Origin of the sequence: Lachnospira pectinoschiza (genome assembly GCF_020564355.1) — a bacterium.
In the GTDB taxonomy this organism is placed as follows: domain Bacteria; phylum Bacillota; class Clostridia; order Lachnospirales; family Lachnospiraceae; genus Lachnospira; species Lachnospira intestinalis.
In genome coordinates this window covers 221,682-248,229 of record NZ_JAJCRR010000005.1, presented here as the reverse complement: position 1 = coordinate 248,229, position 26,548 = coordinate 221,682, and the positions used below count along the sequence as shown (strand labels likewise).

The 26,548-nt window shown below is 41.6% G+C and carries 28 protein-coding genes; 5 read left to right on the top strand and 23 right to left on the bottom strand.

Annotation, left to right across the window (positions count from 1 at the left end; translation table 11 throughout):
- The first annotated feature begins 165 nt into the window (after positions 1 to 165).
- A complete protein-coding gene (locus LI288_RS11720) occupies positions 166 to 1,062 on the top strand; it encodes a class I SAM-dependent methyltransferase (RefSeq protein WP_227090537.1) in 897 nt (298 codons plus the stop codon).
- A gap of 89 nt (positions 1,063 to 1,151) precedes the next feature.
- Here LI288_RS11720 and LI288_RS11715 read toward each other — a convergent pair whose 3' ends face one another.
- From LI288_RS11715 to LI288_RS11705, 3 genes are read right to left on the bottom strand one after another with little or no spacing between them, the layout of a single operon-like run.
- Complete coding sequence (locus tag LI288_RS11715) at positions 1,152 to 2,339, bottom strand: ABC transporter permease (RefSeq protein WP_022432658.1); 1,188 nt, start codon at positions 2,337 to 2,339, stop codon at positions 1,152 to 1,154.
- Entirely contained in the window at positions 2,332 to 3,102 is a 771-nt protein-coding gene (locus tag LI288_RS11710; protein ID WP_022432657.1) for an ABC transporter ATP-binding protein, read from the bottom strand. Before LI288_RS11710 ends, LI288_RS11715 begins: the two co-directional genes overlap by 8 nt.
- A 17-nt stretch (positions 3,103 to 3,119) precedes the next feature.
- The gene (locus LI288_RS11705; protein ID WP_227090536.1) at positions 3,120 to 4,439 is read right to left on the bottom strand and encodes a putative ABC transporter permease; all 1,320 of its coding nucleotides are present in this window, start codon (positions 4,437 to 4,439) and stop codon (positions 3,120 to 3,122) included.
- A 301-nt stretch (positions 4,440 to 4,740) separates the two neighbouring features.
- Between LI288_RS11705 and LI288_RS11700 the strand changes: the two genes are divergently transcribed.
- Entirely contained in the window at positions 4,741 to 5,355 is a 615-nt protein-coding gene (locus LI288_RS11700) for a thiamine phosphate synthase (RefSeq protein WP_227090535.1), read from the top strand.
- A 13-nt stretch (positions 5,356 to 5,368) separates the two neighbouring features.
- On the opposite strand, the gene LI288_RS11695 is transcribed toward LI288_RS11700, so the two are convergent.
- From LI288_RS11695 to LI288_RS11660, 8 genes are all read right to left on the bottom strand, one after another.
- Positions 5,369 to 6,022 carry an ABC transporter ATP-binding protein gene (locus tag LI288_RS11695; RefSeq protein WP_227090534.1) on the bottom strand — a complete coding sequence of 218 codons (654 nt, stop codon included), beginning with the start codon at positions 6,020 to 6,022 and terminating at the stop codon, positions 5,369 to 5,371.
- Between the two features lie 39 nt (positions 6,023 to 6,061).
- Positions 6,062 to 6,931, bottom strand: coding sequence for a hypothetical protein (locus LI288_RS11690; protein WP_227090533.1), 870 nt, complete (start codon positions 6,929 to 6,931; stop codon positions 6,062 to 6,064).
- Positions 6,931 to 7,692 carry a hypothetical protein gene (locus tag LI288_RS11685; RefSeq protein WP_227090532.1) on the bottom strand — a complete coding sequence of 254 codons (762 nt, stop codon included), beginning with the start codon at positions 7,690 to 7,692 and terminating at the stop codon, positions 6,931 to 6,933. Before LI288_RS11685 ends, LI288_RS11690 begins: the two co-directional genes overlap by 1 nt.
- Before the next feature lie 78 nt (positions 7,693 to 7,770).
- Positions 7,771 to 8,346, bottom strand: coding sequence for a hypothetical protein (locus LI288_RS11680; protein WP_227090531.1), 576 nt, complete (start codon positions 8,344 to 8,346; stop codon positions 7,771 to 7,773).
- Entirely contained in the window at positions 8,336 to 9,160 is an 825-nt protein-coding gene (locus LI288_RS11675; RefSeq protein ID WP_227090530.1) for a hypothetical protein, read from the bottom strand. Before LI288_RS11675 ends, LI288_RS11680 begins: the two co-directional genes overlap by 11 nt.
- A gap of 21 nt (positions 9,161 to 9,181) precedes the next feature.
- The gene (locus LI288_RS11670) at positions 9,182 to 10,012 is read right to left on the bottom strand and encodes a hypothetical protein (RefSeq protein ID WP_227090529.1); all 831 of its coding nucleotides are present in this window, start codon (positions 10,010 to 10,012) and stop codon (positions 9,182 to 9,184) included.
- A gap of 183 nt (positions 10,013 to 10,195) precedes the next feature.
- On the bottom strand, positions 10,196 to 11,548 hold the full coding sequence (locus LI288_RS11665; protein WP_227090528.1) for a sensor histidine kinase: 1,353 nt from the start codon (positions 11,546 to 11,548) through the stop codon (positions 10,196 to 10,198).
- Positions 11,549 to 12,265, bottom strand: a complete 717-nt coding sequence (locus LI288_RS11660) for a LytR/AlgR family response regulator transcription factor (protein WP_227090527.1) — start codon at positions 12,263 to 12,265, stop codon at positions 11,549 to 11,551.
- 321 nt (positions 12,266 to 12,586) lie between these two features.
- Between LI288_RS11660 and LI288_RS11655 the strand changes: the two genes are divergently transcribed.
- The 3 genes from LI288_RS11655 to LI288_RS11645 are packed head-to-tail and all read left to right on the top strand — an operon-like array spanning position 12,587 to position 15,388.
- Positions 12,587 to 13,816: a M20 metallopeptidase family protein gene (locus LI288_RS11655; RefSeq protein WP_227090526.1), complete on the top strand. Its 1,230-nt coding sequence runs from the start codon at positions 12,587 to 12,589 to the stop codon at positions 13,814 to 13,816.
- 50 nt (positions 13,817 to 13,866) lie between these two features.
- Entirely contained in the window at positions 13,867 to 14,589 is a 723-nt protein-coding gene (locus LI288_RS11650) for a DUF5058 family protein (protein WP_227090525.1), read from the top strand.
- A gap of 25 nt (positions 14,590 to 14,614) precedes the next feature.
- Positions 14,615 to 15,388: a hypothetical protein gene (locus LI288_RS11645; RefSeq protein ID WP_227090524.1), complete on the top strand. Its 774-nt coding sequence runs from the start codon at positions 14,615 to 14,617 to the stop codon at positions 15,386 to 15,388.
- A gap of 117 nt (positions 15,389 to 15,505) precedes the next feature.
- Here the strand turns inward: LI288_RS11645 and LI288_RS11640 are convergent, their stop codons facing one another.
- The 12 genes from LI288_RS11640 to LI288_RS11585 all read right to left on the bottom strand — a co-directional run bounded on the left by LI288_RS11640 (position 15,506) and on the right by LI288_RS11585 (position 26,541).
- Positions 15,506 to 16,387: an SPL family radical SAM protein gene (locus LI288_RS11640; protein ID WP_227090523.1), complete on the bottom strand. Its 882-nt coding sequence runs from the start codon at positions 16,385 to 16,387 to the stop codon at positions 15,506 to 15,508.
- 151 nt (positions 16,388 to 16,538) lie between these two features.
- On the bottom strand, positions 16,539 to 17,612 hold the full coding sequence (locus LI288_RS11635; protein WP_227090522.1) for an N-acetylmuramoyl-L-alanine amidase: 1,074 nt from the start codon (positions 17,610 to 17,612) through the stop codon (positions 16,539 to 16,541).
- Positions 17,609 to 17,752, bottom strand: a complete 144-nt coding sequence (locus tag LI288_RS11630; protein ID WP_022432641.1) for a hypothetical protein — start codon at positions 17,750 to 17,752, stop codon at positions 17,609 to 17,611. The genes LI288_RS11635 and LI288_RS11630 overlap by 4 nt, the downstream gene beginning before the upstream one ends.
- On the bottom strand, positions 17,749 to 18,423 hold the full coding sequence (locus LI288_RS11625) for a DUF4230 domain-containing protein (protein ID WP_227090521.1): 675 nt from the start codon (positions 18,421 to 18,423) through the stop codon (positions 17,749 to 17,751). Before LI288_RS11625 ends, LI288_RS11630 begins: the two co-directional genes overlap by 4 nt.
- 82 nt (positions 18,424 to 18,505) lie before the next feature.
- On the bottom strand, positions 18,506 to 19,102 hold the full coding sequence (locus tag LI288_RS11620; RefSeq protein ID WP_227090520.1) for an HD domain-containing protein: 597 nt from the start codon (positions 19,100 to 19,102) through the stop codon (positions 18,506 to 18,508).
- 39 nt (positions 19,103 to 19,141) lie between these two features.
- Complete coding sequence (locus tag LI288_RS11615) at positions 19,142 to 19,408, bottom strand: ATP-binding protein (protein WP_227090519.1); 267 nt, start codon at positions 19,406 to 19,408, stop codon at positions 19,142 to 19,144.
- Positions 19,409 to 19,607: 199 nt separating this feature from the next.
- A complete protein-coding gene (locus tag LI288_RS11610; protein ID WP_227090518.1) occupies positions 19,608 to 21,113 on the bottom strand; it encodes an RNA-binding domain-containing protein in 1,506 nt (501 codons plus the stop codon).
- Positions 21,113 to 21,739 (bottom strand): HNH endonuclease, encoded by a 627-nt coding sequence (locus LI288_RS11605; protein ID WP_227090517.1) that lies wholly within the window; start codon positions 21,737 to 21,739, stop codon positions 21,113 to 21,115. The genes LI288_RS11610 and LI288_RS11605 overlap by 1 nt, the downstream gene beginning before the upstream one ends.
- A gap of 3 nt (positions 21,740 to 21,742) precedes the next feature.
- A complete protein-coding gene (locus LI288_RS11600; protein ID WP_227090516.1) occupies positions 21,743 to 22,336 on the bottom strand; it encodes a hypothetical protein in 594 nt (197 codons plus the stop codon).
- Positions 22,336 to 24,471: a sensor histidine kinase gene (locus LI288_RS11595; protein WP_227090515.1), complete on the bottom strand. Its 2,136-nt coding sequence runs from the start codon at positions 24,469 to 24,471 to the stop codon at positions 22,336 to 22,338. The genes LI288_RS11600 and LI288_RS11595 overlap by 1 nt, the downstream gene beginning before the upstream one ends.
- 12 nt (positions 24,472 to 24,483) lie before the next feature.
- On the bottom strand, positions 24,484 to 25,899 hold the full coding sequence (locus LI288_RS11590; protein ID WP_227090514.1) for an Eco57I restriction-modification methylase domain-containing protein: 1,416 nt from the start codon (positions 25,897 to 25,899) through the stop codon (positions 24,484 to 24,486).
- Between the two features lie 195 nt (positions 25,900 to 26,094).
- Positions 26,095 to 26,541, bottom strand: a complete 447-nt coding sequence (locus LI288_RS11585) for a very short patch repair endonuclease (protein ID WP_227090513.1) — start codon at positions 26,539 to 26,541, stop codon at positions 26,095 to 26,097.
- Positions 26,542 to 26,548 lie beyond the last annotated feature (7 nt).

Here is a 26,548-nt window from a genome sequence, read left to right as displayed (position 1 = left end):
TCACATATCGTGGGATTGTCACCATCAAACCTTTATGATATGATAAATAAACATTCATAAGCGATTATTTATGATGTCTATGGCAGACGGCAAAAATCCGTCCGGGTCTGCATAAATGCTTGCCGGACTTCAGCCCATATACATCAGGAAAGAAAGGTTTTATATATGTTTATTGCAAATAACTGGAAAGATTACGAAGTCATTGATACTTCCGAAGGCGAAAAGCTGGAACGCTGGGGAGCTTACCTGCTTGTAAGACCCGACCCGCAGGTTATCTGGAACACACCGAAAAAAGAAAAAGGCTGGTGTAAAATGAACGGACACTACCACCGCAGCAGCAAGGGCGGCGGTGAATGGGAGTTCTTTGACCTGCCGCAGCAGTGGCAGATTCAGTATGAAAGTCCGTCCTTTAAACAGCCGCTGACGTTTAATTTAAAGCCGTTCAGCTTTAAGCACACCGGTATTTTCCCGGAACAGGCAACCAACTGGGACTGGTTTGGACATCTGATTTCCGAAAAGGTAAAGAAAAATCCGGATAAGCCGGTAAAGGTATTAAATCTCTTTGCCTATACCGGCGGTGCAACCCTTGCCGCAGCTGCTGCCGGTGCACATGTCACCCATGTTGACGCTTCCAAAGGCATTGTTTCATGGGCAAAGGAAAATGCGACATCCTCCGGACTGATTGACAAGCCAATCCGCTGGATTGTCGATGACTGCGTTAAATTTGTCCAGCGTGAAATCCGCCGCGGCAACCACTACGACGGTATTATCATGGACCCGCCATCCTACGGCAGAGGTCCGAAGGGTGAAATCTGGAAAATTGAAGAATCCGTTTATCCGCTGATTCAACTGTGCGCACAGCTGTTATCCGATGACCCGCTGTTTTTCCTGATTAACTCTTACACCACCGGCTTACAGCCTGCTGTGCTTTCCTATATGCTTTCTACGGAATTAAAGGCATTTGACGGACAGGTTGATTCACAGGAGGTCGGACTTCCGGTATCCTCTAACGGACTGGTGCTTCCGTGTGGCGCTTCCGGCCGCTGGTCCCGCCCACTTTAAGCCGGAACAGCTAAACTTATAAAAAATTATAAAAAATGCAGGAAAACGCAAAGCTTTACAACCTCCTTGCGTTTTCCTGCATTTTATTTTTACTTAGAAAACATAATCTTTTCGCTGTTAAACATTCTTGTCAGTACCCATACGAAAATTCCCGCATAAACCAGATTGGATACAAAGGTAATCATTACATGCACGGCATTGACCGAGAATAAAAAGACACTGCTCATGCACTGCACGCTGTTGTAAATCGGAATCAGATACCAGTAATTTTCCTGCGGCGTTCCGTTTCCAAACATCGTACTGATTGACACAATCATTATAATTATCATTAACGGCGATACATATGTCCCCGCTTCTTTCACATTTTTTGCATATGCAGATACGACTGAAATCAATGAAATAATCAGCAGTACCGAACACAGCACAATCATTAACAGCAGTGCATAGTCCTGTACATGATAGACATTAACATTCACCCCTACGTCGTCACCGCTCATTGCCATAAGCTTCGGCAGGGACAATGCCGTTCCCGTAAAACTTGACAGACCACTCAGCAGTGCAAGGATACTAAGGGCAAGAATCTTTCCAATCGCAATTTCAGAGCGGCGTACCGGTGTTACAAGCAGTGTGGTAAGCGTGCCGCGCTCCTTTTCCCCTGAAATCGACTCTGGTGCGAGGGACGTACATGCACTGAAAATAAACGTCATCAGAAGCATTGGGAACAGCATGGAGAAGATTTTTCCCGTAATATCCTTATCCGATGCCAGGTCATACCCGCCGTCTGCATTTGCGTTAATATCAAACTTGTTAATCATGCTGCTTTCGTACTGGTTTAAAACCTCTGTAATCATGCTGTAACCGCTTGCCGATTCGGTCTTTGAGGAATTATAATAAATTTCAACCTGCGGTGCCGGGGTCTGTGCCGTCATGCTGTCGTAAGCTGCCACTGCCTGTTCAAAATCCTTCGGAAATACGACAATCAAATCACAATCCTGATTTTCCACCTGCATTTTCATCTCGTCCATAGATTTATCCGCATCCCGGTAATCCAGATTCAAGCTGTCAAATACCGGCTTTAAGCTCTGCGGCGTATCCAGCATAAATACCGATGTCTTATAATCATCTTTGACCTCAAACTGGCTCGACATCGCCTGCCCCATAATCGAATACACAATATAAATCATCAGTCCCGGCAGTAGAATCGTTGTCAGAAGCATACGCCTATCCGAAAGATACCGGAACAGTTCCTTTTTCATGATTGTAAAAATATTATTCATCTGCCTTACCCTCCATATTTTCATACAGTTCAAAGAACCGGTCTTCTAACGGCTGTCCCGCCATAACATTTTCCAGCGTATCACAGCACACGGATTTACCACGGATAATAATGACCACACGGTCACAAATTTTTTCAATCAGGCTGAAAATGTGGCTGGAAATAATAATGCATTTGCCCTGTTCGCGCAGCTCCTTTAAGAAGTTCACCACAATCCGTTCCGTAATAACATCGAGTCCGTTGGTCGGTTCATCAAAGATAATAATATCCGGGTTATGTACAATGGAAATGACCAGTGAAATCTTCTGTTTCATACCGGTTGACATATCGGCAACCTTAACCTCTGCAAATTTATCAATACCGAATTTTTCAAACAGCTCTTTTTTACGCTGTGCTGCCTGTTCTTCCCCGACACCGTACAGCTTTGAAAAGTAGTCAAACAGATAATTCGGTGTAAAGTAATCCTCAAGCTTTAATTCACTCGTTAAAAATCCGATATGTCTGCGGTAATCCATAAGATTGCCTGTAATGTCCGCACCGTCTAAACACACCTGACCTTCATCAGCCTTAATAACCGATGCTAAAATTCTGAGCGTTGTGGTTTTTCCGGCGCCGTTTGCGCCAAGGATTCCAAGGATTTCTCCCGGACGCGCATCAAATGAAACGTCTGCTACCGCCACTTTGATTTTTTCTTTTGTCTTTTCGATTTTCTGCTGCTTTTTCGACATTTTAAATGTCTTTTTCAGCCCCTTTACTTCTAACATACACTTCCTCCATTTCTTTAATCCGTTATTTTCATATTCGGATATACCCACTCAATAAAACTGTCCGGATAGGTGTGGTCCAAAAACTGCTCTACTGCCGTATCCGCGCCGGCCTGCTGCTTTCTGTCTACATAGCGCATTAATGCCACGGACGAAATCAGCATATCCAGCGCCATTGCAAATACTAAAATATACGTAAGTACTTTTCCCGCTACCGGCGGAATCTTTTCAATCACCCTGCTGACTGCCGGGTACAAAAGCTTTAACCACACAATGGCAAGCACACCCCAGAAAAAGCAGAACAGCAGATTAATCCGCCCGTTGATATTAAACGGCATATGGCTGTAATCCCAGAACGAGGTTCCAAACACCACTTCCGTAAACACGCTGCAGCTGTATTCATACACACCACCCATGAAAAATCCTGCGATAAAAATATAACGGTCATTTCTTTTCTGCAGGGAATATAAAAGACCTGTCGCAATCGCGCCGCCAAGTCCCCACACAATGCTGAATGTTCCGTATAAAAGACTGCTTCGGCTCATAAGCACCCCGGAAGTTGCCCACACAAACACCGTTTCAATCCAGTCCCCAACCAGCGCACTGATAAAGAATATCCAAAACAGCTTATCAAAGCACAAGCCCTTTGCAAACACTCTGTTTACCGGCTTTCCAAAACCGTCTGCTTCGGACTTTTCCTGATGTTCCATTTCCGGAAAAGCGCGGTACATTCTTTTCTGAATCATGAAAATGAGTTTTTCCCCGATACTCTGTTTGGTCTTTTCAAGTCCTGCCGCCACCGTATCATAAACATTGCCCTGTATTTTCCACTTGAGCATGGTCGCCGCCGTCACTAAAACGTCCACCGCAAACAAAACCAGCAGTACCACTTCAAGCACCTTCAGCACCCGCAACGGAAGCAGTTCATATAAAATGTATAAAAACGGATGCACCAGCCAGATACAAAGCATGGCAGTCACCGACCAGAACAGTGATGTCCGGACACTTACATAGCCGTTTAAATTCCACTTATGTCCCGAATAGTCCCAAAGGCGGTGTCCTGTGATTTTGCGTACAAGTGCCGCCGCCACATACTGAATGACCGTGATAATCACAAAACACATGACAAACTGTAAAAAAGGATTATCCATCAAATCACTGACATCGGTTAAAATCACAATCATGCAAAAGCCGTATTTCATGCAGAGCGGTCCGTTGACAAACCCGCGGTTGACAAATCTGCCGTACTTAAATGCCGCCAGCACTTCTTCAAATACCCATCCGATAAATGAATATAGGAAGAAAAAATAAATGTACTGAAATATTGTATATTCCATATCTGCTCCATTTCTGTGCGATTCTGCCGCTAAAGACATTTTCGCTGTTATTTATTTGATTCTCAAAATATCATCCCACGAAAATGCGGCTTTTTCCTGACAGATTCCCTCCCCTCTATGCCGGATTTTATACCACACTTTCATTCTATGCAGTTACAGGGCTTCTGTCATCCTGTACTTTCTAACCGATTTTTCACGTACAAACTTGAGAACTCATTATTGCTATGGTATCATATTCCATAGCTTTACGCAACGTAGTATTTTTAAAGAACCCAAAAACCGCTTTCGAAAGGAGCTGTCCATGACTGATTACAGTGCTTTTATCGCCATTACCAACCACCATCTGCTACCGCCGGATTCCGACACCCTGGATTTCATTCCGGGCAGTGTATCCTATCACCGCTTTTTAGCGCAGGTGGAAAAAATCGCAGCAACAAATGTATCCGCCATTGTACTGCGGGAAAAGGATTTAGAGGAAACAGTTTATGAAGCACTTGCCAAAGACTGTATCACACTTTGTACGCATTATAATAAGAAACTGATTTTACATTCCTTTCTTGAATCGGCACACCGGTTAAATCACCCGTATATCCAGCTGTCGCTGTCACAGCTTGAAACATACCGCAAAGCGGGACTTTTATCGGATTTTGCACAGATTGGCACTTCGGTACACTCTGTAGATGATGTCCGCCTTGCTGAAAAGCTTGGTGCAGACTATGTATTTGCAGGAAATATTTATGAAACGGAATGTAAGGCAGGACTTGCCGGACGCGGACTTTCCTTTTTAAAAGAAGTCTGTGACAACACCTGTCTGCCCGTGTATGCCATTGGCGGCATGACACCGGACAGACTTCCGGGTGTTTTAGAAGCAGGCGCAAAAGGCGCATGCATGATGTCGGGATTTATGAAGCTATAATCAGACTGCTACGCTAATGGCAGCTTTGTGACGCCTGCGGCACAATTCGTCCTTCGGCGATTTCGATGATTTCATCGGATAAAAAGTTTAATTCCTCGGAATCGTGACAGGCAATGATACAGACGGCGCCGCGCTCTTTCTGTTCCTTTAGAATCGTGCGCACCTGTTTGGCACCACTTTCATCTAAGGCATTAATCGGCTCATCCAAGATGACGATATCCGGATTTTCCATGACGGCGGCAGCAATGCCGAGCCGCTGTTTCATGCCGAGCGAATATTTTCTGTAGGTGCGCTTATCGTCCGGGTCTAAGCCAATCTTTTCAAGCGTTTCCCGGATTTCATCTTCCCCGACACGCTTCTGGATTGCGGCAAGCACCGAAAGATTTTTAAGTCCCGTATACCCCGGAATAAACGAAGGATTTTCAATCAGAATCCCGACACTTCTCGGGAATGAAATCTGCTTTCCAAGCTGTTCCCCGTTAATGTTAATGCTTCCGCCGGTCGGCAGAATCAGTCCACAGACGGCACGCATAAGCATTGTCTTTCCCGAACCGTTCTTTCCCTTTAATCCATAAACCTTTCCGCCCTCCAGATGTAAATTAATATCTTTTAAAACCTCTGCCCCTTTAATTTTTTTATTCAGATTTTTGATTTCGATTGTATTCATTTTTCTCCCACTCCTTTGCCCGGTTAAAATTCACCGTCATTACTTATTCATGCTGTTTTTGTTTAGTACGTCATATCTGCCAAAAAGAAATACCCCCGCCGTTATGCTTGCGGCTATGACTAAAAGATTTATCAAAATGCCGGTCTGCCAGTCCACACCGTTTGCATTGACCGGTTTCATACGGTAGAGCATCATATAATTCCCCAGCCAGCACCCTTTCATAAAAAATGCGGAAAATACACAGTTTGCCATAAGCACCATGAAACTGACCCACGGCTGTAGGATAAATTCGATTGTCATCTGAAAAAGCGATACCGCCATGGAAGTCAGCACCGGAAGCACAAATACCATACAGCAGAGCATTTTGTCATTTAGTTTGTCAGGATTTTCACAAAAAAGCAGTTTTACAACCACCTCTTTGTGCGGTGCTATCCCTGAAAAAAATGCCGCACCGCCCGGTTTTACCGAAGCAATAAACGCCGCCGTAACCGCTCCCGCAATCAATGCCGCATAATATCCAAGGACACTTATCACATTCCAGATACATTTGCAAATCCACCAATCGGACCTTCTTCGACAGCGCACCAGCTTATTCAGCCCCGTTCCGTGCAGCTCTCCGGCCGCATAACCGCCAATCAGCACCGCAAGCAGAATATTTATCAGTAAAAATAATACCGGCACTTCAAACGGCTGGTGCTGATTCGGAATATACTCCTGCATACCGCGGAAAATGTAAGCGAAGCAGTCCCCAAATGATGCTGCCCGCAGCTCTCCTGTCCATGCTTCCAACAGCGCATACCGGTTTAAAAATGCTGCCGTGCTGACCGCTCCCAGCGCAAACGGCAGAATGTACAGATACCACCGCCTGACAATTCCCTGCTTTAATTCCGCCCTAATCTGCTGTTTCATTAATCTGCCTCTTTCTTTAACATATTTTTTCTTCGCATCAAAAACAGTCCCAGTACAAATGCCGCCGCCACACAGCACAGCGGAAAAAGTATCTCATCGCCCGCACGAATCCCCTGATAATAGAGCCTTGTGCAAGGAAAACACATGCGCAGGAAAAAGATATTGACCGGTGCCGGTGTCATCCGCTTTTCCAGTGTAAACAGCACCATCATTACCGCATAACCGTAGACCGGCTGGGACAGCTTCCACCAAAGCAGGACAATCATCATTGCCATAACGGTAATTTCCGCAAACAGCACAATCAGAAAAATGCCTGCCGTCTGCCACGCCGCCACTTCAAATTCCACCGGACGCTGCATTTGTGCATACGCATTGCTGTTTAGCTCCCGCCAGTTGCATTTCCACCGGAAATGTGTTACGCCGTATGCCGTTACCAGTACAAACACATACAGTACAAACAGTCCCGCCTGTAAAAAAATCTTTTTACACAGCGAAAGCCAAAAACTTTTCATGCTTTTTTTACGCACCAGCACCGCCGCACGCATTTCATATTTAATATGGTTGATAATAAAAAGCTGGGACAACAATAAAAAAATAATTAATCCCTTTTCATGTGCATAGCTGTATATATCACTCATGCAGTACACCACGTCCGGCTCCGACATCGCCGTTTTAAAAATAACCATAAGCCAGACCGGAATAAGCACTGCCGAAAACCACAAAAGTCCGGTATCCAGCCAGCCGTTGACAAATTTTTTCAAAATTTCTTCTCCCCTTTCCCCATTTTTTTAGACACGCTCCGCTGACACAATTCCCCTGAATTCCCCTGTAAAGCTTTTTTATTCATTGGTAAACACCAGTTCTTTTTGTACCGGATACCACCAGTAAACCAGCGTGTACGTCTCCTCCTCTAATTTTCGAAACCACTTTTTCCCGATAAGAATCTCCGTTACAGTACACGACAATTCGATCTCCTGCACCTCTCCGGGCTGTATCGTCTGATTTTTCTTTCGGTTCTCCTGTGACACACCGTTGTGAAATCCGCTGTTTTGTGCAACGGCTAAAAATGAATCCGCCTCAAAACGCAGTTCCTTCTCTGTCGTATTGCGAAATGCCAGCTTATACACAATCACCTTCCAGTCCTTAGCATGTTCTCCCGCATCGAGCGAATCAGGATACCGCTCACGATATTCATCATAAGAATAAATGTGTGTCGAAAGCGGTGTAATCTCCAGACCGTCAAGCATTGCGGGTGAATCCTTTGTATACTGCTCACAGACCGAAGGGTTTGGAAAACGCCTGTTAATATCCCGGATAAAATATCCCATAACCGCCGCTGTTATAAGACACGCAAACACTGCCACGCTTCTGATCATCATTTTCTTTTTTGAAATTTGTTTCCTTTTATAATGCATCTGATTTCACCCCATTTACAAAATATATAATCGCCGTAATCACGCCGACAACCGCTCCGGTCACAAAAACGGTTTCCTTATGCAGTATCGCGCCGTGGCTCATATCCAGCAGCCAGATGAGATCCACCGTAATTCCCGACTTTCTTCCCACAAAATTTGATGCCGTTGTAAAACCATACCATATTAAAAAAGGAACCATTCCCAGCAGAAATATATTATCTACAATGCTTGCCGCCGCCAGAGCCGTTGTCGCAAAAATTCCGCCGTAAAAAAATGTAATCACCATATAAATGGCGATGTAGGCAAACGGTTTGGTATAAAATATCGATGAAAACAGCTCTGTTGCCGAAAGATACTGTCCGTTCCGGATTGGTGTCAATGCCGGAAGCATACAGGCGGTAACCGGCAGGCTGACAAGATACGGAAACAGCACCGTCAGACCGCCGCTTAAAAAAACAGCCAGATACTTTGCCGTCAGATAATTGATTTTTTTCGTTCTGGTATACACATTTTTAATATAACCGCCTTTCCGGTCCAGATGATACGACAGTGCATGCGGCATCATTGCCAGCACCGGAAAAATCGTTAAAAAAGTCACTTTATACGGACTGCCCGAATTTAATCCGAACCAGTACATAAAAAGGCTTGCCGGTTGTCCGTCACTGCCTCTGTAAAACATCAGCGGATTTCTGGCATACGGATAAACTTCAAATACCGTCTGTGCTATGGCAAGCAGACAGCCTATAAAAACCGCAATCCACATCATTTTATTTTTTACGGCTCTTTCCCATTCTGTATGAAACTGCTCTCTCACAATGTTTCTCCTTTTTGCTTTCTAATTCCCTTCCCCGATATCCAGCCGGAACATATAACTGCCGTCTGCAATCGAGTTGACACCGTCTGTACCGCCGATTCCGCCAATGCCCGAATACATATAGACATCTCTTAAAACACCCGGTGTATTTATCAACTGGTATACCATTACGGTTTCTATTTCCTCATCCTGTGCAAAGTTATAAAAGTATGCGTCCTTATGCAATTCTTCGGGACGTTTTAAATACGGACATTTATCAAATCCTATTATTTCCGCAAACGAAATCCGCTGGAATAAATTCTCACCATCTTTATTCACCAGTGTCCCGCTCATTTCCAGCTTTTTGTTATTCCCACCGGATACATTTTTCATACGGACCTTGACCGCAACATACTGGTGATTGTTCTTGGACGATGAGCCGTCTTCATTTAACTCGCGGCTTATAACCAGCCAGTTTTTAAAGGTGGCATCGCCGTTTTCAATTTCATCTAACCAGGTCAGGGTGTTACCGAGCTTCCACGCATTCAGCACGGTAATTTCAAAGCCGCCATACAGCTTTGTTTCACCCATTCCAACCTCTGTTACGTTTACCTTTTTGCCGTTAAACTGATACGCCGTCGGTTCTTCATGTGCTATCATTGCCGTGGTTGTCGCCTGACTTAAATCCTTGGTCTGTGCCTCGCCTGCATCTCCCACCAGCGTAAATTTTTCATCGCGGCTTACGGCATCTTCCACCGAATACTGATTCCCACAGCCGCCGCAGACTGCCGCCAGCAGTACCGTAAGTGTGACTGCAGCGACTCTCCTGCTCCCTGCCTTAACCCCCGGCATTTCCCACTTTTTTCTTTTCATAACCTTCTCCTTTATTTTTTTATGCCCGCCTGCAAAATTGAAATTACCGATACCGGATTCTCTGAAATTACTGACACGCGCTGGCATTTCCTTAAAACAAATATACCCCCTCCTGTTATCTTCTAACAAGAGGGGGCGGCACAAGCGGTCACTTTTATGGCACGAACGGTTTTATATTCTGTTTTATATTCGGATATGCACGCAGAAACAGCCACTGTCTTCATACAGATCCATAAATCCATCGTATTTTTTTACAATTTCCCGGACATTTTTCAAGCCAAAGCCGTGATTTTCTGCATCCTGCTTGGTTGTACCAATATTTTTTACTTTCTGTACATCCTGTAAAACCGGCTCTGCAATGCGGTTTCTTATCAAAATGTCCAATACTTCTTCTATCATGACAATCTTTATTTCAATCTTTCTCTGTGCCTTGGAAAGCTTTAACTCGGCTTCAATCGCATTGTCTAAAAGATTTCCGAGTACACAGCATAATTCCGTCTGGGTTAATCCACGGATATTCTTATCCACCGAAATCACCGCCGGAATATCCTGCTCTTTACAGTACATCAGCTTCGCATTTAACACCGCATCCGCCACGCTGTTTTTCGTCTTTACAAATTCCTGTAATGCCGCAGTCTGACGGACATATTCCAAAAGATACTGCTTTGCCCGCTCCTGACCGTGTTCCTCATCGGAAAGAAGCATATTCAGGGTATTGACGTGATTTTTTAAATCGTGGCGCATTTTGCGGACATGCTCGTCAAGCACTGCCACGCTGTCCATATACTGTTTCTGGTAAGCGCTCTCCTGCAATGCTTTTTCCGCCGCCTGCTCATTTTTCTGCATGGACTTAATACGGCACAACAAGACAATCAGAAAGCTTTCATTTAACAAAACACCTGCCACTACGATTGTTCCCATGCCACGGTCTGGCACCCTGTCCGACAGCATCCCTGCCGATACTGCCGCGCATATCAGAATCGTGAGAGCCAGCAGTCCCAATTCTTTTGGGTGAAGCTGATACAGCTCTCTTTTAACAAGTGCATCTGCCAGCACAAATTCCAAAAATGCAATAAATGCGGCGGATAACATCACACTGTCCTCCGCTCCATTGTAAAACCGTTCTCCTAAGACACAGGCAATTCCTGCCGCCACAGTCAAAACACCGGTCGTAACCATCGCTTTTTTGATATTCCCGCCGGTCAATACCCCTGTAAGCACGCCCAGTACAACGCCCTCTGAAAGCACCAGCATGTATATGGCAAGTCCCTTTGCAACAATCAACTGATTTGCCGCCGTCAGCACCAGAAATGCCGCCGCCACACATACCATATAGTTACCGCGGTTTCCCAAAAACGTGTCCTTTTTATAACCGTTTTCATTTCCCGTGCGCCGCCGCTGTATATCATTTCTGATTGTACGGATAAACAGCAGTGCCATTTCAAGCATAATCATCTGGAACAGCAGAATCCCCACGCTGTCCTTTGCCGACAGCAGCAGTTGATACATATTTTCATTAATCAGTGTTGTATTCATCTATACCGCTCCGTTCATGTTGCGCTGATACTGCGTGAAACGCTCCAGCACCGTATCCTTACACCGCCTGCTCATATCCAGAACCGTATCATTCATTAACAAAACAGTTTCGTCCCGCATATTGACCTTTTTCACATATTTTAAATTTACAAGATACTGCTTGTGAATTCTGACAAAATCATACGGTTCAAGCTGTTTTGAAGTTTCCGTCATGGTCTTTCGCACCTCGTAACTGTATTTGGTGGTATAAATAACAACGTTATGCTTATCACTTGCCACATAACAGATACTGCTGACGGCAATGGATTCCTTTTCATTTTTACCGTCCAGTAAAAAGGTTCCGTTCTGATTTAAAACCGTTTTCAGCCTCGCCATAACCTTTGGCAGAACTTCCGTATAGTTTTCTTTTCTTAAAAAATAAAACGGCTGGTACTCAAAGCTGTCAAATACGAGCGATTCATTCGATGTCAGAAAAATAATCCGGGCTTCGCTTTTTCTTTCGGCTAATGCCTTTGCCGTATCAAATCCCGACATGCCTTCCATATATAAATCCAGAAATACCGCATCATAATTGCACCGACAGGCACCCTTTAACAATTCTTCCCCTGAATGATACTCGTCCACAAGCAGTTTGTTTCCGCCGGTATCAAATGCCGCCAGCTTTCTTCTTAAATTGGCACACAACAGTATATCATCATCACATATTGCAAGATACATTTTACAGGTCCTCTACTTTATTATTCATCACTTTCAATTTACGCTTTTTGTGGTGAACCGTCAACGGGTTTTCGGGCTTTACATTTTTAAATTTTCAGATAAAAAACTTTCTTTTATTTTGTTGACAAACTATTACCCGATTGGTAATATTATTTTCTGTAGCGAAGATGCCACGAAACCCTTGGACATCTTCGCCTTTTTTTACTTACGGCACTATATTACAACACCGTATTGCAGTGTGGAACAATCCACAGGCATCATAGCCGGGGATTTTTGACCACAGCTTCATAATAAGTTTTTTATAGAAAAAGGAGGTCCCTTATGACAACTACAGCACTTTTACAGGAAGCTGCTTCTTATCAGGAACAGCTTGTCCGGACAAGACGATTTCTGCACACACACCCTGGTACGGGCTTTGATATTCAGGAAACCGTTGATTATGTAAAGCAGGAACTCATTTCCATGGGCTACGAGCCACAGATGTGCGGTAAATCCGGCATTGTCGCACTGGCAGGCGGTAAAAAGGACGGTAAGGTCTTTTTAATCCGCGGCGATATGGATGCCCTGCCAATGAAGGAAGAAGCCGATGTTTCTTTTCCCTCCACCAACGGCAAAATGCACGCCTGCGGTCATGATATGCACACTACAATGATGTTAGGCGCCGCACGCCTTTTAAAAGCACATGAAGATGAAATAGAAGGCACGGTCAAACTCATGTTCCAGCCTGCCGAGGAAATTTTTGAAGGCTCCCACGATATGATCGAAGCCGGTGTCTTAAAAAATCCTGATGTCGATGCCGCCATGATGATTCATGTAATGGCAGGACTTCCTCTGCCTGCCGGTACGGTTATTTCCTGCGACGGCGGTGTCAGTGCGCCTGCCGCCGATTACTTCTATATTGATATTCAGGGAAAAGGCTGTCACGGTTCTATGCCGAATAACGGTGTTGACCCGGTTACCGTTGCCGCCCACATTATCACAGGTCTTCAGGAAATCCACGCAAGAGAACTCGGACTTTCCGATGAGGCTATTTTAACAATCGGAACGGTTAATGCCGGAAATGCCGCCAATGTCATTCCCGATACCGCCCATATGAGTGGAACAATCCGCACCTATGATGAATCTACGCGCGCTTTTATCAAACAGCGTGTTTCTGAAATTGCTTCCGGCATTGCCACAGCTTTCCGCGCCACCGCGACGGTTACTTACGGAAGCGGCTGTCCATGTCTTTACAACAACCCGGACCTTGCCGTCTGCACCGCAGACTATTTAAAAGAACTCTTAGGCCCTTCCAAAGCATTTACGGCTTCTGCACTTAATGCGATGTCCGGTGAAGGCAAAGCACCGAAAAGCACCGGAAGCGAAGATTTTGCCTATGTAAGCCAGGAAGTTCCATCCATTATGTTTGCACTGGCGGCAGGCACACCGCAGGAGGGCTACTGCTATCCGCAGCACCACCCGAAAGTAAAATTTGACGAAGCGGTATTATCCGAAGGCTGCGCCGTTTATGCCTATACGGCAATGCGCTGGCTTACAGAACACAAGAACTAAATTTTATTCTGATTTACATGCGCCGCATCCGCGGCAGAAAAGAGGTTTTTATGGCTACCATGAAAGATATTATTACCAGTCCGCTGCTCCTTGCCATGGTTATAATCGGACTGCTCTACATTGTAGGATTTTCACTGGTCTATTTAAAAAAAGCATACACACACTGTCTGGAACTGGGCATTTCCAAAGAGGATTTAAAAAATGTCATCAAATCCAGTCTGGTCTTTTCCATTGTTCCAAGCCTGTCTATCGTTGTCGGGCTGTTTGCACTGATTTCGGTACTCGGAACAGTCTGGAGCTGGTGGCGCCTTTCCGTTATCGGCTCACTTTCCTATGAGTCGCTGATTTCAAGCTCCGTAGCTTCCGCTATCGGATTTTCAAGCAGTGCGGAAATGCTGGCGGGTGCAACCGGACAGCAGTTCGGTGTTGTTATGATTCTTATGAGTATCGGCATGTTAAGCGGTTTTTTCATTTTACTGCCGCTTGGCAAAAAGCTTTCCATGAGTGTCAGCAAATCCGAAGAAAATGGAAACGGCTGGAAGTACGTTTTAAGCGGCTGTTTCATGCTGTGTCTTTTTGCCGTCTACATTCCGGTTTTATTAATCGGCGACACCGTTCAGGCGGCTGTTATGCTGACCGGTCTTGTCATTGCCGTAGGGCTGGGGCTTCTTTCTAAGAACCCGAAGCTTGCATGGCTCAATGATTTTATCATGGCATTTTCCATGATTGGCGGCATGATTTCATCCGTATTGTGGTGTAAGTTGTTTTTATAGCATTTTTGCAGATTGGAGATATCTTATGAAGAAAAAAGGTTCAAATAAAATTGTAATTACAGACTCCTTTCAGGCATGGGCGCACAAATGGGGACGCATCGGCACACTGATTGCCCTGTTGTACATGATTGCCATTCCGTTTGTTGTGCTCACCTTTTATGACAGTCTGCCTTCCATTGGTGAAGTCATTAACCTTAGCACTATCAGTATTTTAATGGTTTATATTCCGGTCGGATTTTCGGAAGCAATCAGCTACACACCGATTCTCGGCGCTTCTTCTTATCTGACATTTATCACAGGAAATATTATGAACCTGAAGCTGCCATGTGCCGTCAATGCCATGAAGCTTGCCAAAAAAGAACCGAATACCCCTGAAGGCGAAGCCATTTCTTCGGTTGCCGTTGCGATATGTTCGATTATGACGATTATCATTCTTGCGCTTGCCGCACTGCTTAGCGCATGGATCAGCCCGGTCTTTGAACTGCCTGCCGTAAAAACAGCTTCCAACTATCTGATACCGGCGCTGTTTGGTTCGCTGACCCTCGGTCTTTTTGCCAGCACCAGCTCCGGTAAAAAGGTTGTAAAAAACGGTGTTATGGGCGTTGTTCCTGTTATTGTCATTATTACGGTGCTTGCCCTCGTCGTACGTATCACAACCGGTTCTTCCCTGTTTGGCATGGTCGGCTTCCTGATTTTATTCATGCTCCCGGTTGCCATTATTTCTTCACGGATTATGTGGAAAAAGAATATTATTAAGGTTGTTGATAAAGAAGATGCTGATACGGAAAAATCAGAATAAAAAAATATAAAATCAGGCGGGTATGCCGGGAAGTATAATTCTTCCGGATATGCCCGCCTGTTCTGTTTCTGTAAAAAATAATGTCAAAACTTTCCCTGCCATCGCAAAAAATAATTATCACATAAAATCTGCCAACGTCATCTGCTGCCCGCAGCTCTTTTCTTCAAAGGTGTTCAGATACTCAAATATCTGATTCGTCCGCCATTCAATGCCCGCCGCTTCACATTTTCCCCTGAATACCGGAAAAATCTCCCTGTCACGCGGAATCGGCAGTTCATAGGCATTTCCATACGCTTCAATATACTGTCTGCGAAGCCCCGGAAATTTTTTATCGAGCTGGCTGTAAAAATACTGCCGGTCGCCGTCCCTTAACGTTACTCCAAATGAATGAAATGTCATAATGCCGCGTACCGATGCCTTTTGACAGGCTTCTAAAATGCCGAAAATATTTTCTTCGGCATCATTAATAAACGGCAGTAACGGTGTCAGCCATACCACGGTCGGAATACCTTCCTCCTTTAAAATGTTTAAGACCTCTATCCGCCGCGCGGTTGTGCAGACACCCGGTTCTATTTTCCGGCTGAGTACATCGTCCATAGTCGTCAGTGTCATCTGTATGACACACTTTGTCTTTGCATTGATTCTGCAAAATAAATCCAAATCCCGCAGTACATTATCGGACTTTGTCAGTACGGTCAACCCGAATCCATACCGTTCAATCAGCTCTGCGCACTGCCTTGTCAGGTTTAATTCCATTTCCAGCGGCATATACGGGTCACTCATTGCCCCGGTACCAATCATACATTTTTTCCGTTTTCTTTTTAATGCTGCTTCTAATAACTGCGGCGCGTTTTCCTTGACCTCAATATCCTCAAATACATGATTCATCTGATAGCAGGTGCTTCTTGCATCGCAGTAAATACAGCCGTGCTGACAACCCCGGTAAATGTTCATTCCGTTTTTTGCCGAAAGAATGGCTTTCGCCTGAACCTTGTGCATGATACTCTCCATTTCTGAGCAACTTGTTGCAAAGCGGCGATGAGAAATTCGCGCAGGCGATTTCTCATCTGACATGAGGAATATTTGTTTTTTAAAACAAATATCTGTGTGAAAAATCAGACATCAGTGTGATTTTTTACATTAATCTCCATTATCTTCCAAAATACGCATCAATACCATCTGCAATGCCGCGCACCATTAACTGCTGATAGGTATCGTCCTGCATATTCGCATCATCTGTCGGATTGGTCATAAATCCGAGTTCCAGCAGGGCAACCGGATTGGTACTCCAGTTGATACCTGTCATATTGTCACTTCCGACTACCCCGCGGTTTTTCATGCCGGTTGCCGCACAATACGAATTGATAATACAGCTTCCTAACTGACTGGAACTGCCTGCCAGTTCCGGTATATACGGATTTGACGAACCTGGCACCAGTACCGAAGCTCCGGAAGCGGAAGCACTGTCCACACCGTCTGCGTGAATCCTGATTGTTGCCGCCGCTCCCGCCGCCGTTGCAATATCTGCACGTTCTTTATTGGAAATATCAACATCGTTGGACTCCCTTGTCATCACTACGGTGTATCCTCTGTTTTGTAGTTCGGTCTTTAACATCATGCCGATTGTCAGGGTCAGCTGATATTCCGGCACGCCCGATACCACACCGCCCGTTCCGCCTGCCACTTTAGTCTTCATCGTCTGTGAACCCGGCCCTTCCGGCTCTTTTCCGTTGTTGCCGCGGCTTTGATGTCCGGGGTCAATACAGATAATATCTCCGGTTGACCCTGCCGGGCGGCTCACTGTTTCATAGCCTGCAAGCCGTTCTGCCAGTCCTGCGCCCTGTGCCTGTCTTTCCTGTTCTTCACGGGCTTCCTGCTCGGCTTTTTCCTGTGTAATCGAAGCTTCCTCTGCTTCTTTTTGTGCCTGCTCCCTTGATTCTGCTTCGGATGCGGCTATGGATTCATCACGGCTCTGTGCCTCGGAAAGTGCCTTCTGCAATTCTGCCTCGGCAATGCTCCGGGCTTTCTGTTCCTGCTCTTTTTGTGCCGCAAGGGACTGTTCCTGTGATACGCGCTGTACACTTTCTTCCTGTACTTTTGCCGCCGCTTTCTGATTGTTTTTATGACTGCCGTAAGCAAAAATGCCTGCCGTACATACCACGATTATAATAAGAATCATTCCTGTAATCAGCAGCTTTTTCTTTCCGTTTTCTAATTCTTTCAAATGCGCACTGCCTCCATTTTCTCATAAAATAAATGCTGAAATACCGCAATCACTCTGCCGACTCCCAAATCCGCAATCAACATTCCGATACTGAGACCGATAATTTTATGCGCAAAAATCAGTCCGGTGATAATGGTCATTTTTCTGCCTCTTGTCTGATAAATTCAATCTTATATTTCTGCAAATCATAGACATTTGCAAAAAATCCCCTGAGAATCGTTTCCGCGTTGCTCTCCGCATTTTCAAGCAGACCGTTTGCAACCGCATCCTGCTTTGCATTTTCAATGAGCGTTTTCAGGGCATCGTTATTATCCGCCAGTTTGATTGGTGTGAAAATGCTTTCTTCCTCATGATACACCTTAAAGGTATCCGTGTTGATTTCACTGCTTAAAATCTGCACCTGCGGCAGACGAACCTGAATTATGCTATTATCTTCGTCAACGCTCCATTCAATTTGACTAAAATCCAGTCCCGCTCTCACTTCTACATCATAGCTGTAAATGTATTCGCTCTGTGTAAACGGAATCGTCATTCCAAACAGCTTACGCGAATCCTTTGTGACATTCATCTCCGTACAGTAAGCCGCCTGCGTGACCATCTGCCCGATATTTTCAAAGCCAATCCGCGTTGTCTTGCTCTCCGACTCTGCCGGCTGTCCACTGCCCTTTCTAAGTCCTGCAATGCCGGCAATCACCGCCAGCACCAGCAGTAATATAATTACCAACTTTATAAACAGATGTCCTCTGAATATACGGATGGTTTTCTTTTCAATAACTTCTTTTTTTGTGTTTTCTTCACTTTGTTCTTTCATGGTTGTCCTCGTTTTTGTGGTTGGTTTGTATTATTTTATCACAATCCATATAAAATGGCTATTGCTATTTTAGGAATATCCATTAAATGTCCTCCGGTACAAATGTATCTTTCTCGCACACAATATAAATATTCTGATTCATTTTCTTTTCAAAATGCTGCATCAGCCGAATATTCGTATCCCACTTCGCCTGTGGGTAAAATCCGTATCTTTTCTTTACATCCTTCATTCTTTCTTCCACATCAAGAACACCTCCTGCCCCTGCCAGACTATCGCATAACTGAATCAGGCGGTCGTATTCATCGTATACCGCCTTGTCCAACTCGGTCTTTATGAGCCGTAACTCCTCATCGGAAACGTCAAATTTTCCAATATAATCATCAATCCTATGATTGTTAAAGGAATGTGTCAGACAAATTTTTGCCACTTCATCATATCCTGACTGCTTCATATAAATATATCCGTCCAAAACGTGCCCTAGATGCCGCACGCCGAATTTTCTGCCTATGTCATGCAGTAATCCTAATATGTACGCTTTCTCTGAATCCATATCACCACAGGCATGTGCAATTTTTTCTGCGCAGTGTGCCGCAGTTAAACAATGCCGTCCCCAAGGTCCCGGATTACATGCCAAACCGTCACGGAGGAATTCCATAGCCTCTTCTCTTGTTGGTATCATTTCTTTTTCCCTCCTTTACCCTTACTATCTTCTTGGGTCCTATCTTGGGTTCTCATCCTCTGTTGATACCCTGGTAAACAGAATCGACACAACAATAGAATTTTCCCTGAACTCATATGTTCCTTTTCCATAAACCTCTGTTATCTTTGGGACTCCACGACCTGTACGCTCACTTATGTGCAGTTGCAATAACATATCTGATAATTTTTGATTTACCGGTACAGATTCACCCGCGAAAAATCCTTCCATTGTCTGTCCCAGAGGAATTGTTCCTCTGGATAAAATCTCTATTCTGTCAGGAAACATAATTTTCCTTTGACACAAAAAGGTTACACTCTGTAACCCTTTTTAAGTCATAGAAATTTTGTCGAATCTTAATATACTATCAACTACCCATCAACTAAATTTTTACATAAAATTTCCCGTATCCCCCTTATTTTCTTGGCTTTTGTGAAAATATATTCTTACTTAGCTTCTTTCCATCAACTACCCATCAACTAAAATTTTATGCCCAATAAGGTATATATCTTCTTAATTTCGGCGCAGCATTTTCATCTGACAACTTAATAAAACCCGCATCTATGGTATCTTTTATTATTCTTGAAATAATTGCTTTGTTCTTCTCCTCTACGCCAAATCGTTCTCTCAGCACCGCATTTGCCACCTCGATTTCATTGACATAACAATAACAAGTATACAGATAACAGGTTCGAATTTTATCGTCTTTCTTCCAATCATTCAAATTGTCATACCAATATAGTTTTGTTCTGGTAAAGTCATCCCCCGTTTCGACCTTGGGTGCCGGAATCGTCAAATCACGCATACCTTCTTCCATACGATCAAATCCACTACCTCGTTCCTCACAAATTCGCACTATTCGCAGAAAAGAAGCCATTGATTCATTTCTGGAATGTGGAACCGTGTCAATAATACGGTTCACCTCTACCAACAAACTTCCTGGATTTGATGCTTCAACCTTAGTATCGAAAATTTCCATAACTGGTCCGCTACCATGTGCAGTCAAATCCTGATGAATAATCATATTTCCGAGCATTTCTCTTATTGCCTTGCGCGGAAACATAATATGTTCCTGCCTTCTTCCACCATCAATTTCTTCCTCTTGCGGAATCAATGTCATAATATAATCTGTAATATCATCAAACTGAATTGCATATCCCTTCGTAAATACCTGTTCTCTGATAGCATTTGTTTTACCATTTCCCTTATACTTGATTACACGAATAGCCTTTCTCTTTAAATGTGCAAATACATTTAAATCTTTTGCCAGAAGCAATGCTCCCATGTTGGTAATTACAAAATTTCCATTATCCATCTCACGAATAAATTCCTCATCAACCATGTTGTGGATAATAGCATCTCTATTACTTGGTAATGGCAATTTCATCAATGTATAATAAGCGGCACAATCCAATAGTTCTGTTACCTTAGATGCAGAAACATTCTCCATAGCTATTCGCAGTTCAAACGGTTTCTGTTCAAAGGAAAGCCATAGTTTACGCTCTTTTTCCGGATAATCCTTCAGTTTTTTCTTATACGAACCAACACGAATAAATTCTATTCCTTTGAAACTGGTCGGTGTATTCACTGCCGCCGGTATTTCCATCACTACCACAGTTCCTTTATCCGTACTTACCTCAATAAACTTAAAGTCCACCCTAGGTTTTAATCCACCCGCCAACCAGTTTTCAAGTTCTTCATTGCCCTTTTTAGCTTTTTTCGGTGAAAATGATGTTCCTTGAATCTCATGTGTTTTATCATTTATTCCCCATAATAGATACGCTTTTTCCTTATTACAAATAGTAGCAGAATTGCTCAGTGCTGATATATATTCACCAATTAATTCCGGTTCACAATTATTTACCTTGTATTCCAACCATTCGGTTTCCTCCGGCATTTGACGCAATCGTTCAACCAAACTTACATAATATTCTTGTTCCGAATTCATATGTTCACCTTCTTTCTTTTTACACATAACCTTTAAAAATTCCACTATATAATATTTCTCTTTTCTCTTATAACATCCATGATTTTTCCTAACCCAGCATATAAGTCTTTATTCTCTTGACACTTTCTTTGCAAACCAATTATATTCATTAACAAATAATCAAGTCTATGTAATTCTGTACCCAATCGAACCTTATCATAAAATTCATTAATCGACTTATCATCTTTATATTCATCACTTATACAAATATAATATTGCTCATCCCGGAAAAAAGTCTTTTGCATTTCCTTTTCGTCCGGATATAATGCATTATAGCAATCCTCATTTATCCAAAAGTCACTTTTATTGTGATTACAATCGTGACACGCTAAAATTAAATTTTCAATATATCCCGCTTCTTTTTTTGTTTTAAATTTGGGGAATTTTTCATACAAGAAATGGTCTATTTCAAATTCATTCTTTTTTATCAAATCAATGGACACGCCACAATATGCACATTTACCATTATATGCTTGCACAAATTTCAACTTATATTTTTCTGAATTATCGCTTATATAAGTATGCATATCTTGTGCATGCGGATGTTCCTTTTTTATCAGAGCTTCAATCTTCTTTTTCTTCTCTTTAATATCCACTAATTCCGGACAATACTTAGTTCTTCTATAATCCATATTTTATCCTTCTACCTTATCTTGCAATTCGCGAAACAACTTAATTACTTCATCAATATCATTCTTAGTAAACTCATCAAATCTTCCTTGGCCATTTACAGAATTAACTATTTTTTCAACCATTACTTTTTCCCAGCTTGTATTTTTTTCCATCTCAAATGCAATTTTACGTACCTCAAATATATTTCTAACAGACTGTTCTATCAACATGGGAAGTTTATCATCATAATACTCTTCTGGTTTTTTCCCACATTTGGGATCATATTTAGAGATTGTTTCATAATCGTCATCCACCTCATTTTGCGTTATCACAACAACCTCTATGAAGGGAAAATATTTCTTTAATATGATTTTAAACTCTTCTCCCGTGAATTTTCCTGTTGTTGCAGTTCTATTTTCAAATAATCTGGAATCTATAAATATAATATTTGCTGACTTAACCTCTGGATTATTAATTAAACTCTCATAACCTTCATCTGGATTAAACCTTATATCCGAATATTCAAAAGCACACATTGGACTTTGATATCTATCCAAATATTTTGCCAATGCTGGTTCTGGATTATCATCAATATACAATATTTTCAAAAAAGACATTACAATTTTCCTCCTATTGTGAATTCGATGGAAAATCCACCTTCTCCTTCTATTTTTTGTATCTCACCGCCTGACATTATACAAGTATTATTTACAATCCACATACCAAGTCCATGTCCATTTGCCCTCGTTGTTTCATGTACTTCTAATATTTTTCTAGGATTTGTTTTGTATTTATCGTCAAGCCCCTTTCCATTATCACTATATTTTATCTTTAGAAAACCATTTATTTCTGCCACATTTATTGTCACATTCAATTTTAGGGTATTATCATTTTGCTGTACACTATTCAAAAGTAAATTATCAAAAACAACTTGCAGTATATCTTCTGAAATCTGATAAATAATATCCTCTTCCATCAAAATTTCAATACTTAGCCATGCATAATCTCTTTCCCATACCTGTTTACTAGCAACCAATATATCTGCAATACTCTGATAATGTGCTTCAAATTGCTTTTTTTCAACCTCCTCCAACATTGTATCCATAAATGTTATCAGCTTTTTTCCAACAACATCATTGTTTTTTAGCAAATATGGTACATTTTTATACGACTTTCGCGTTTTATCTACTGAATTAAGTTCATCCCACATTCCATATTCCTTCAACGCATCTACAATGTTATTGTAATTTTCAAATATTGCATTCCTGTCATTTTTCATTTCATGGGCAATTGAAGATGCTTTTAATCCTGTTGTAGCTAATACATTCAATATTCTAATATCATATTTATATCTTGCCTCCACAGCTTCTTTATCTTTTTGATATTGCTTACCTTCTTTTTTATAACCTTTAATCTCAGCAGCTAATTGTTTCGCTTCATCCCGTGTAAATTCATTTATAGATGACGGCTTACTAATGACTCTATCTGATACTGGTGTTGCCTTCTGCTCATCCGGTTGATTTTTTATATTAATTTTTCTTATAATGTTCTGTCTATATCTCTCAAACTCTTTAATACCAATCAGTATAATTTCAACAAATAATTGATAATAAATATTCTCATCTAATCCTTGTCTATTCGCCATATCTTGCAGGACTGCATTTTCCTTTTTATCAATCAAAACATAACCAGCCATTTGATTTTCTCTCACACGCCATGCCCCTGATGGATGTGAAGCCGCAGCAGGTGATTTTCTCGATCTTTTACCTAATCCAAGCCAGTCCTTTTTTCCTTCATATGAAGATATGCTAAATGCATTCCTGTATAATATTATCCCGCTCTCCACATTCTGTGGAGTATCTAAATATTTATACATAAATTTGTCTTTATCCTCATTTGAAGAAGTCAGATTAAAAAAGAAATTAGCCGAAAAGTCCCCCAATTCTTTTATAACAGAGTCAATATCATCATCTACAAGTTCAACAATCTCTGTTCCTTTTAATTCTTTGATCACATCTGTCTTTATTTCAAATTTCTTTATATCAACATCAGGACAATACCTTGATGCACTACTTTCAAATTCATCAGATTTTACAGTTGTTGTCAGAGCGCCATCGCTATACTGTAAAGCAATATTGCTTCGACAGTTGATCCCCGCTTCAGCTTTCGGAAAATGTACCGGAACAATCTTGTCATATTTATCAGCAATAATTCTTATCTCCATTGAAGTATCATAATAAGTTTTTTCAAGATATTTACACAAATTCTCTATTCGCTTTTTATTCCATTTTTCCCTTAAACCTACAATGGTTATATCTGTTCCCTTATCACAAGCAGCAGAGTTTTCTTCTAAAACAGAAGTATTCCAATCCGTTTTCCATATGACTCCTACAGATTTTTGTTTTTTTGATTTCATACACACACTACGGCCTAATCTAGACAAAGCAAATCTTCCAACTCCTTTAGAGCCCGCCTGTATTCTCGTTTTGTTATTTTCATCTACTATTTCATATTTTTTATCACTCTTTCCAATATGCATCCAATGTTCTTTTATATCTTCCTCATTCATTCCAATGCCATTGTCAACAAACTGTAGCTCATTGTTTCTGAATATAATTTTTAGATTTAGTGCATTTGCGTCATATGCATTTTTAACTAATTCAAGAATTGCCGCCTCATCCGTAGAAAAATTTTGTACCCCCAACAATTCTGCAATTGTGCTATCTTCAATAACATATTTCAACTCTTCCATCACTTGCACCTCCTAAAACATATAATTTTCAACATCCTTTGACGTAATTCTTACTGACTTACCACTTATAGGTATACCTACTTTAAAAACATACTCTTTAAATTCTTCACTTCTAAGTATTTCAGCTGCATTCTGCAATGTATATCCATTATTATCTTCCTTTTCCACGATATACATTCCTGCATATGGTATACATTCTTGTTCTAATTCATATACATCCACATCATTTGTTACAACCGTTGAAATTAATAGTTTCTGGCTATTTAAACCACTCAACGCCTGCGAGCGTCCATATTCATACCATTTGGCATTTTTATCGCTTTTTCTTTTATCTAAATCCCTACGTAACTCATTAAGATATGCTGCCGCTTCCGGATATAATTGTTCAAACTCACCATCTTCAAAACGTACTAACCCATTTTCATCATATGTGTATGGAAAAATAATTTTCTCATGCTTGTTATATCTCAATGTTCGAGGTGTTTCAGTACTTCTGACTACTGCTCTTTCAATCGTGTGATTACCGCAAACATAACCATCATCCACTTCGGTATATGCTCCATCTGGCAATACATATGCTTTATTCAGCAATGTTGCTACAACATGTGATACCTTAAAATAATCTCCAAAACGATGTTGTCCTTCTTCGTTCTCTTCTGCGAAAAACCACTTTTCTTCTAATCGTTCAATAGGTATCTCCATTTCCGTTTCCATACTCATATCATGATAACGCAAAACATCATTTTGACGTTGTTTATCTAACACCATTATGGATGATTTAACTAATGCTTTATCAAATATTTTAACTTGCTTATAATCCTTTATTTTTGTAATATAGGGACACATAAAAGTTCTTAAGTTATTTCCAAACACAGTCTTATAAATACTACTTGGAATAAGATAAGACATTTTTCCGTCATTTGCTAACGATTTGATACTTTTCTCTATGAATGCATAACAATAATCAAATTTCCCTTTAACACATGTTTCAAAATTACCCTTAACAAATAACTGTTCTTCCTCTTTCAATTCACTATATGTTATATATGGCGGATTCCCCACAATATATTGAAACTTTGTAATTGAATTCCATTTTAAATAGTCCTCATTTACTATTTTCCAATCAACATTGCCAATATTATTACGCTTCAATACATCATTCAAATTGTTAATACATTTTTCATACTGTTCTTTATCAATTTCAATTCCATATATATCTTTCGCTAAGCCATTTTTAATTTTTGTTCTGGACATGCCATTCTCACGACAATCATCAATATACCTTTGAACTACTGCGACCAGGATATTACCATCGCCGCAAGAATTCTCTAGTATTCTTTTTCCGTATAAATTGTGCGTATAACCTACACTATCTAGTAATTCTCTTACATAATTTTCAGGCGTAAATACCTGGCACTTCTTGTTCATAAATGTCTCTTCACTTTCTCCATTTCTCCTCACTCAGGAGCCATATCTGCCTAAGTGGTATTTCAAACTTAGTATTCTATACTACAATGAAGATAGCTGAATTTTAATTTTGAAAATATTTTTCTATCTTCCTGCAGATATTCTCTTTTTGATTACTTCTTCTCCCAGAACTATTGCTCTTTTTTATATATTCAGTTAGTTTATATCATCGTTCATGATTGTTTCATCAAAAATCGCCTCTTCTATTACCTTCACACACTCATCCGTATGCTTCTTTATATCATCACCCCAAAATCGGATTACGGTCCATCCTTCAAATAATAATCTCTTGTTTACTTCGTCATCCCTCTCTCTGTTGCGTGATATCTTACTTATCCAAAACTCACTGTTATTACTCTTCTCCAACCTGGGTTTTAATACTTCCCAGTCCTTTCCGTGAAAAAATTCTCCATCGCAGAAAATGGCTATCTTATATTTTGTCAGAACAATATCTGGCTTACCCGGTAACTTACTATAATTTTTCCGATACCTATATCCTTTTGCCCACAAAGCTTTTCTAAGTATAATTTCGATTTTAGTATCCGTTCCACGGATATTTTTCATGTTTTTATGTCGTTGTTCTTTTGTTAAAACATCTGCCATTATACTT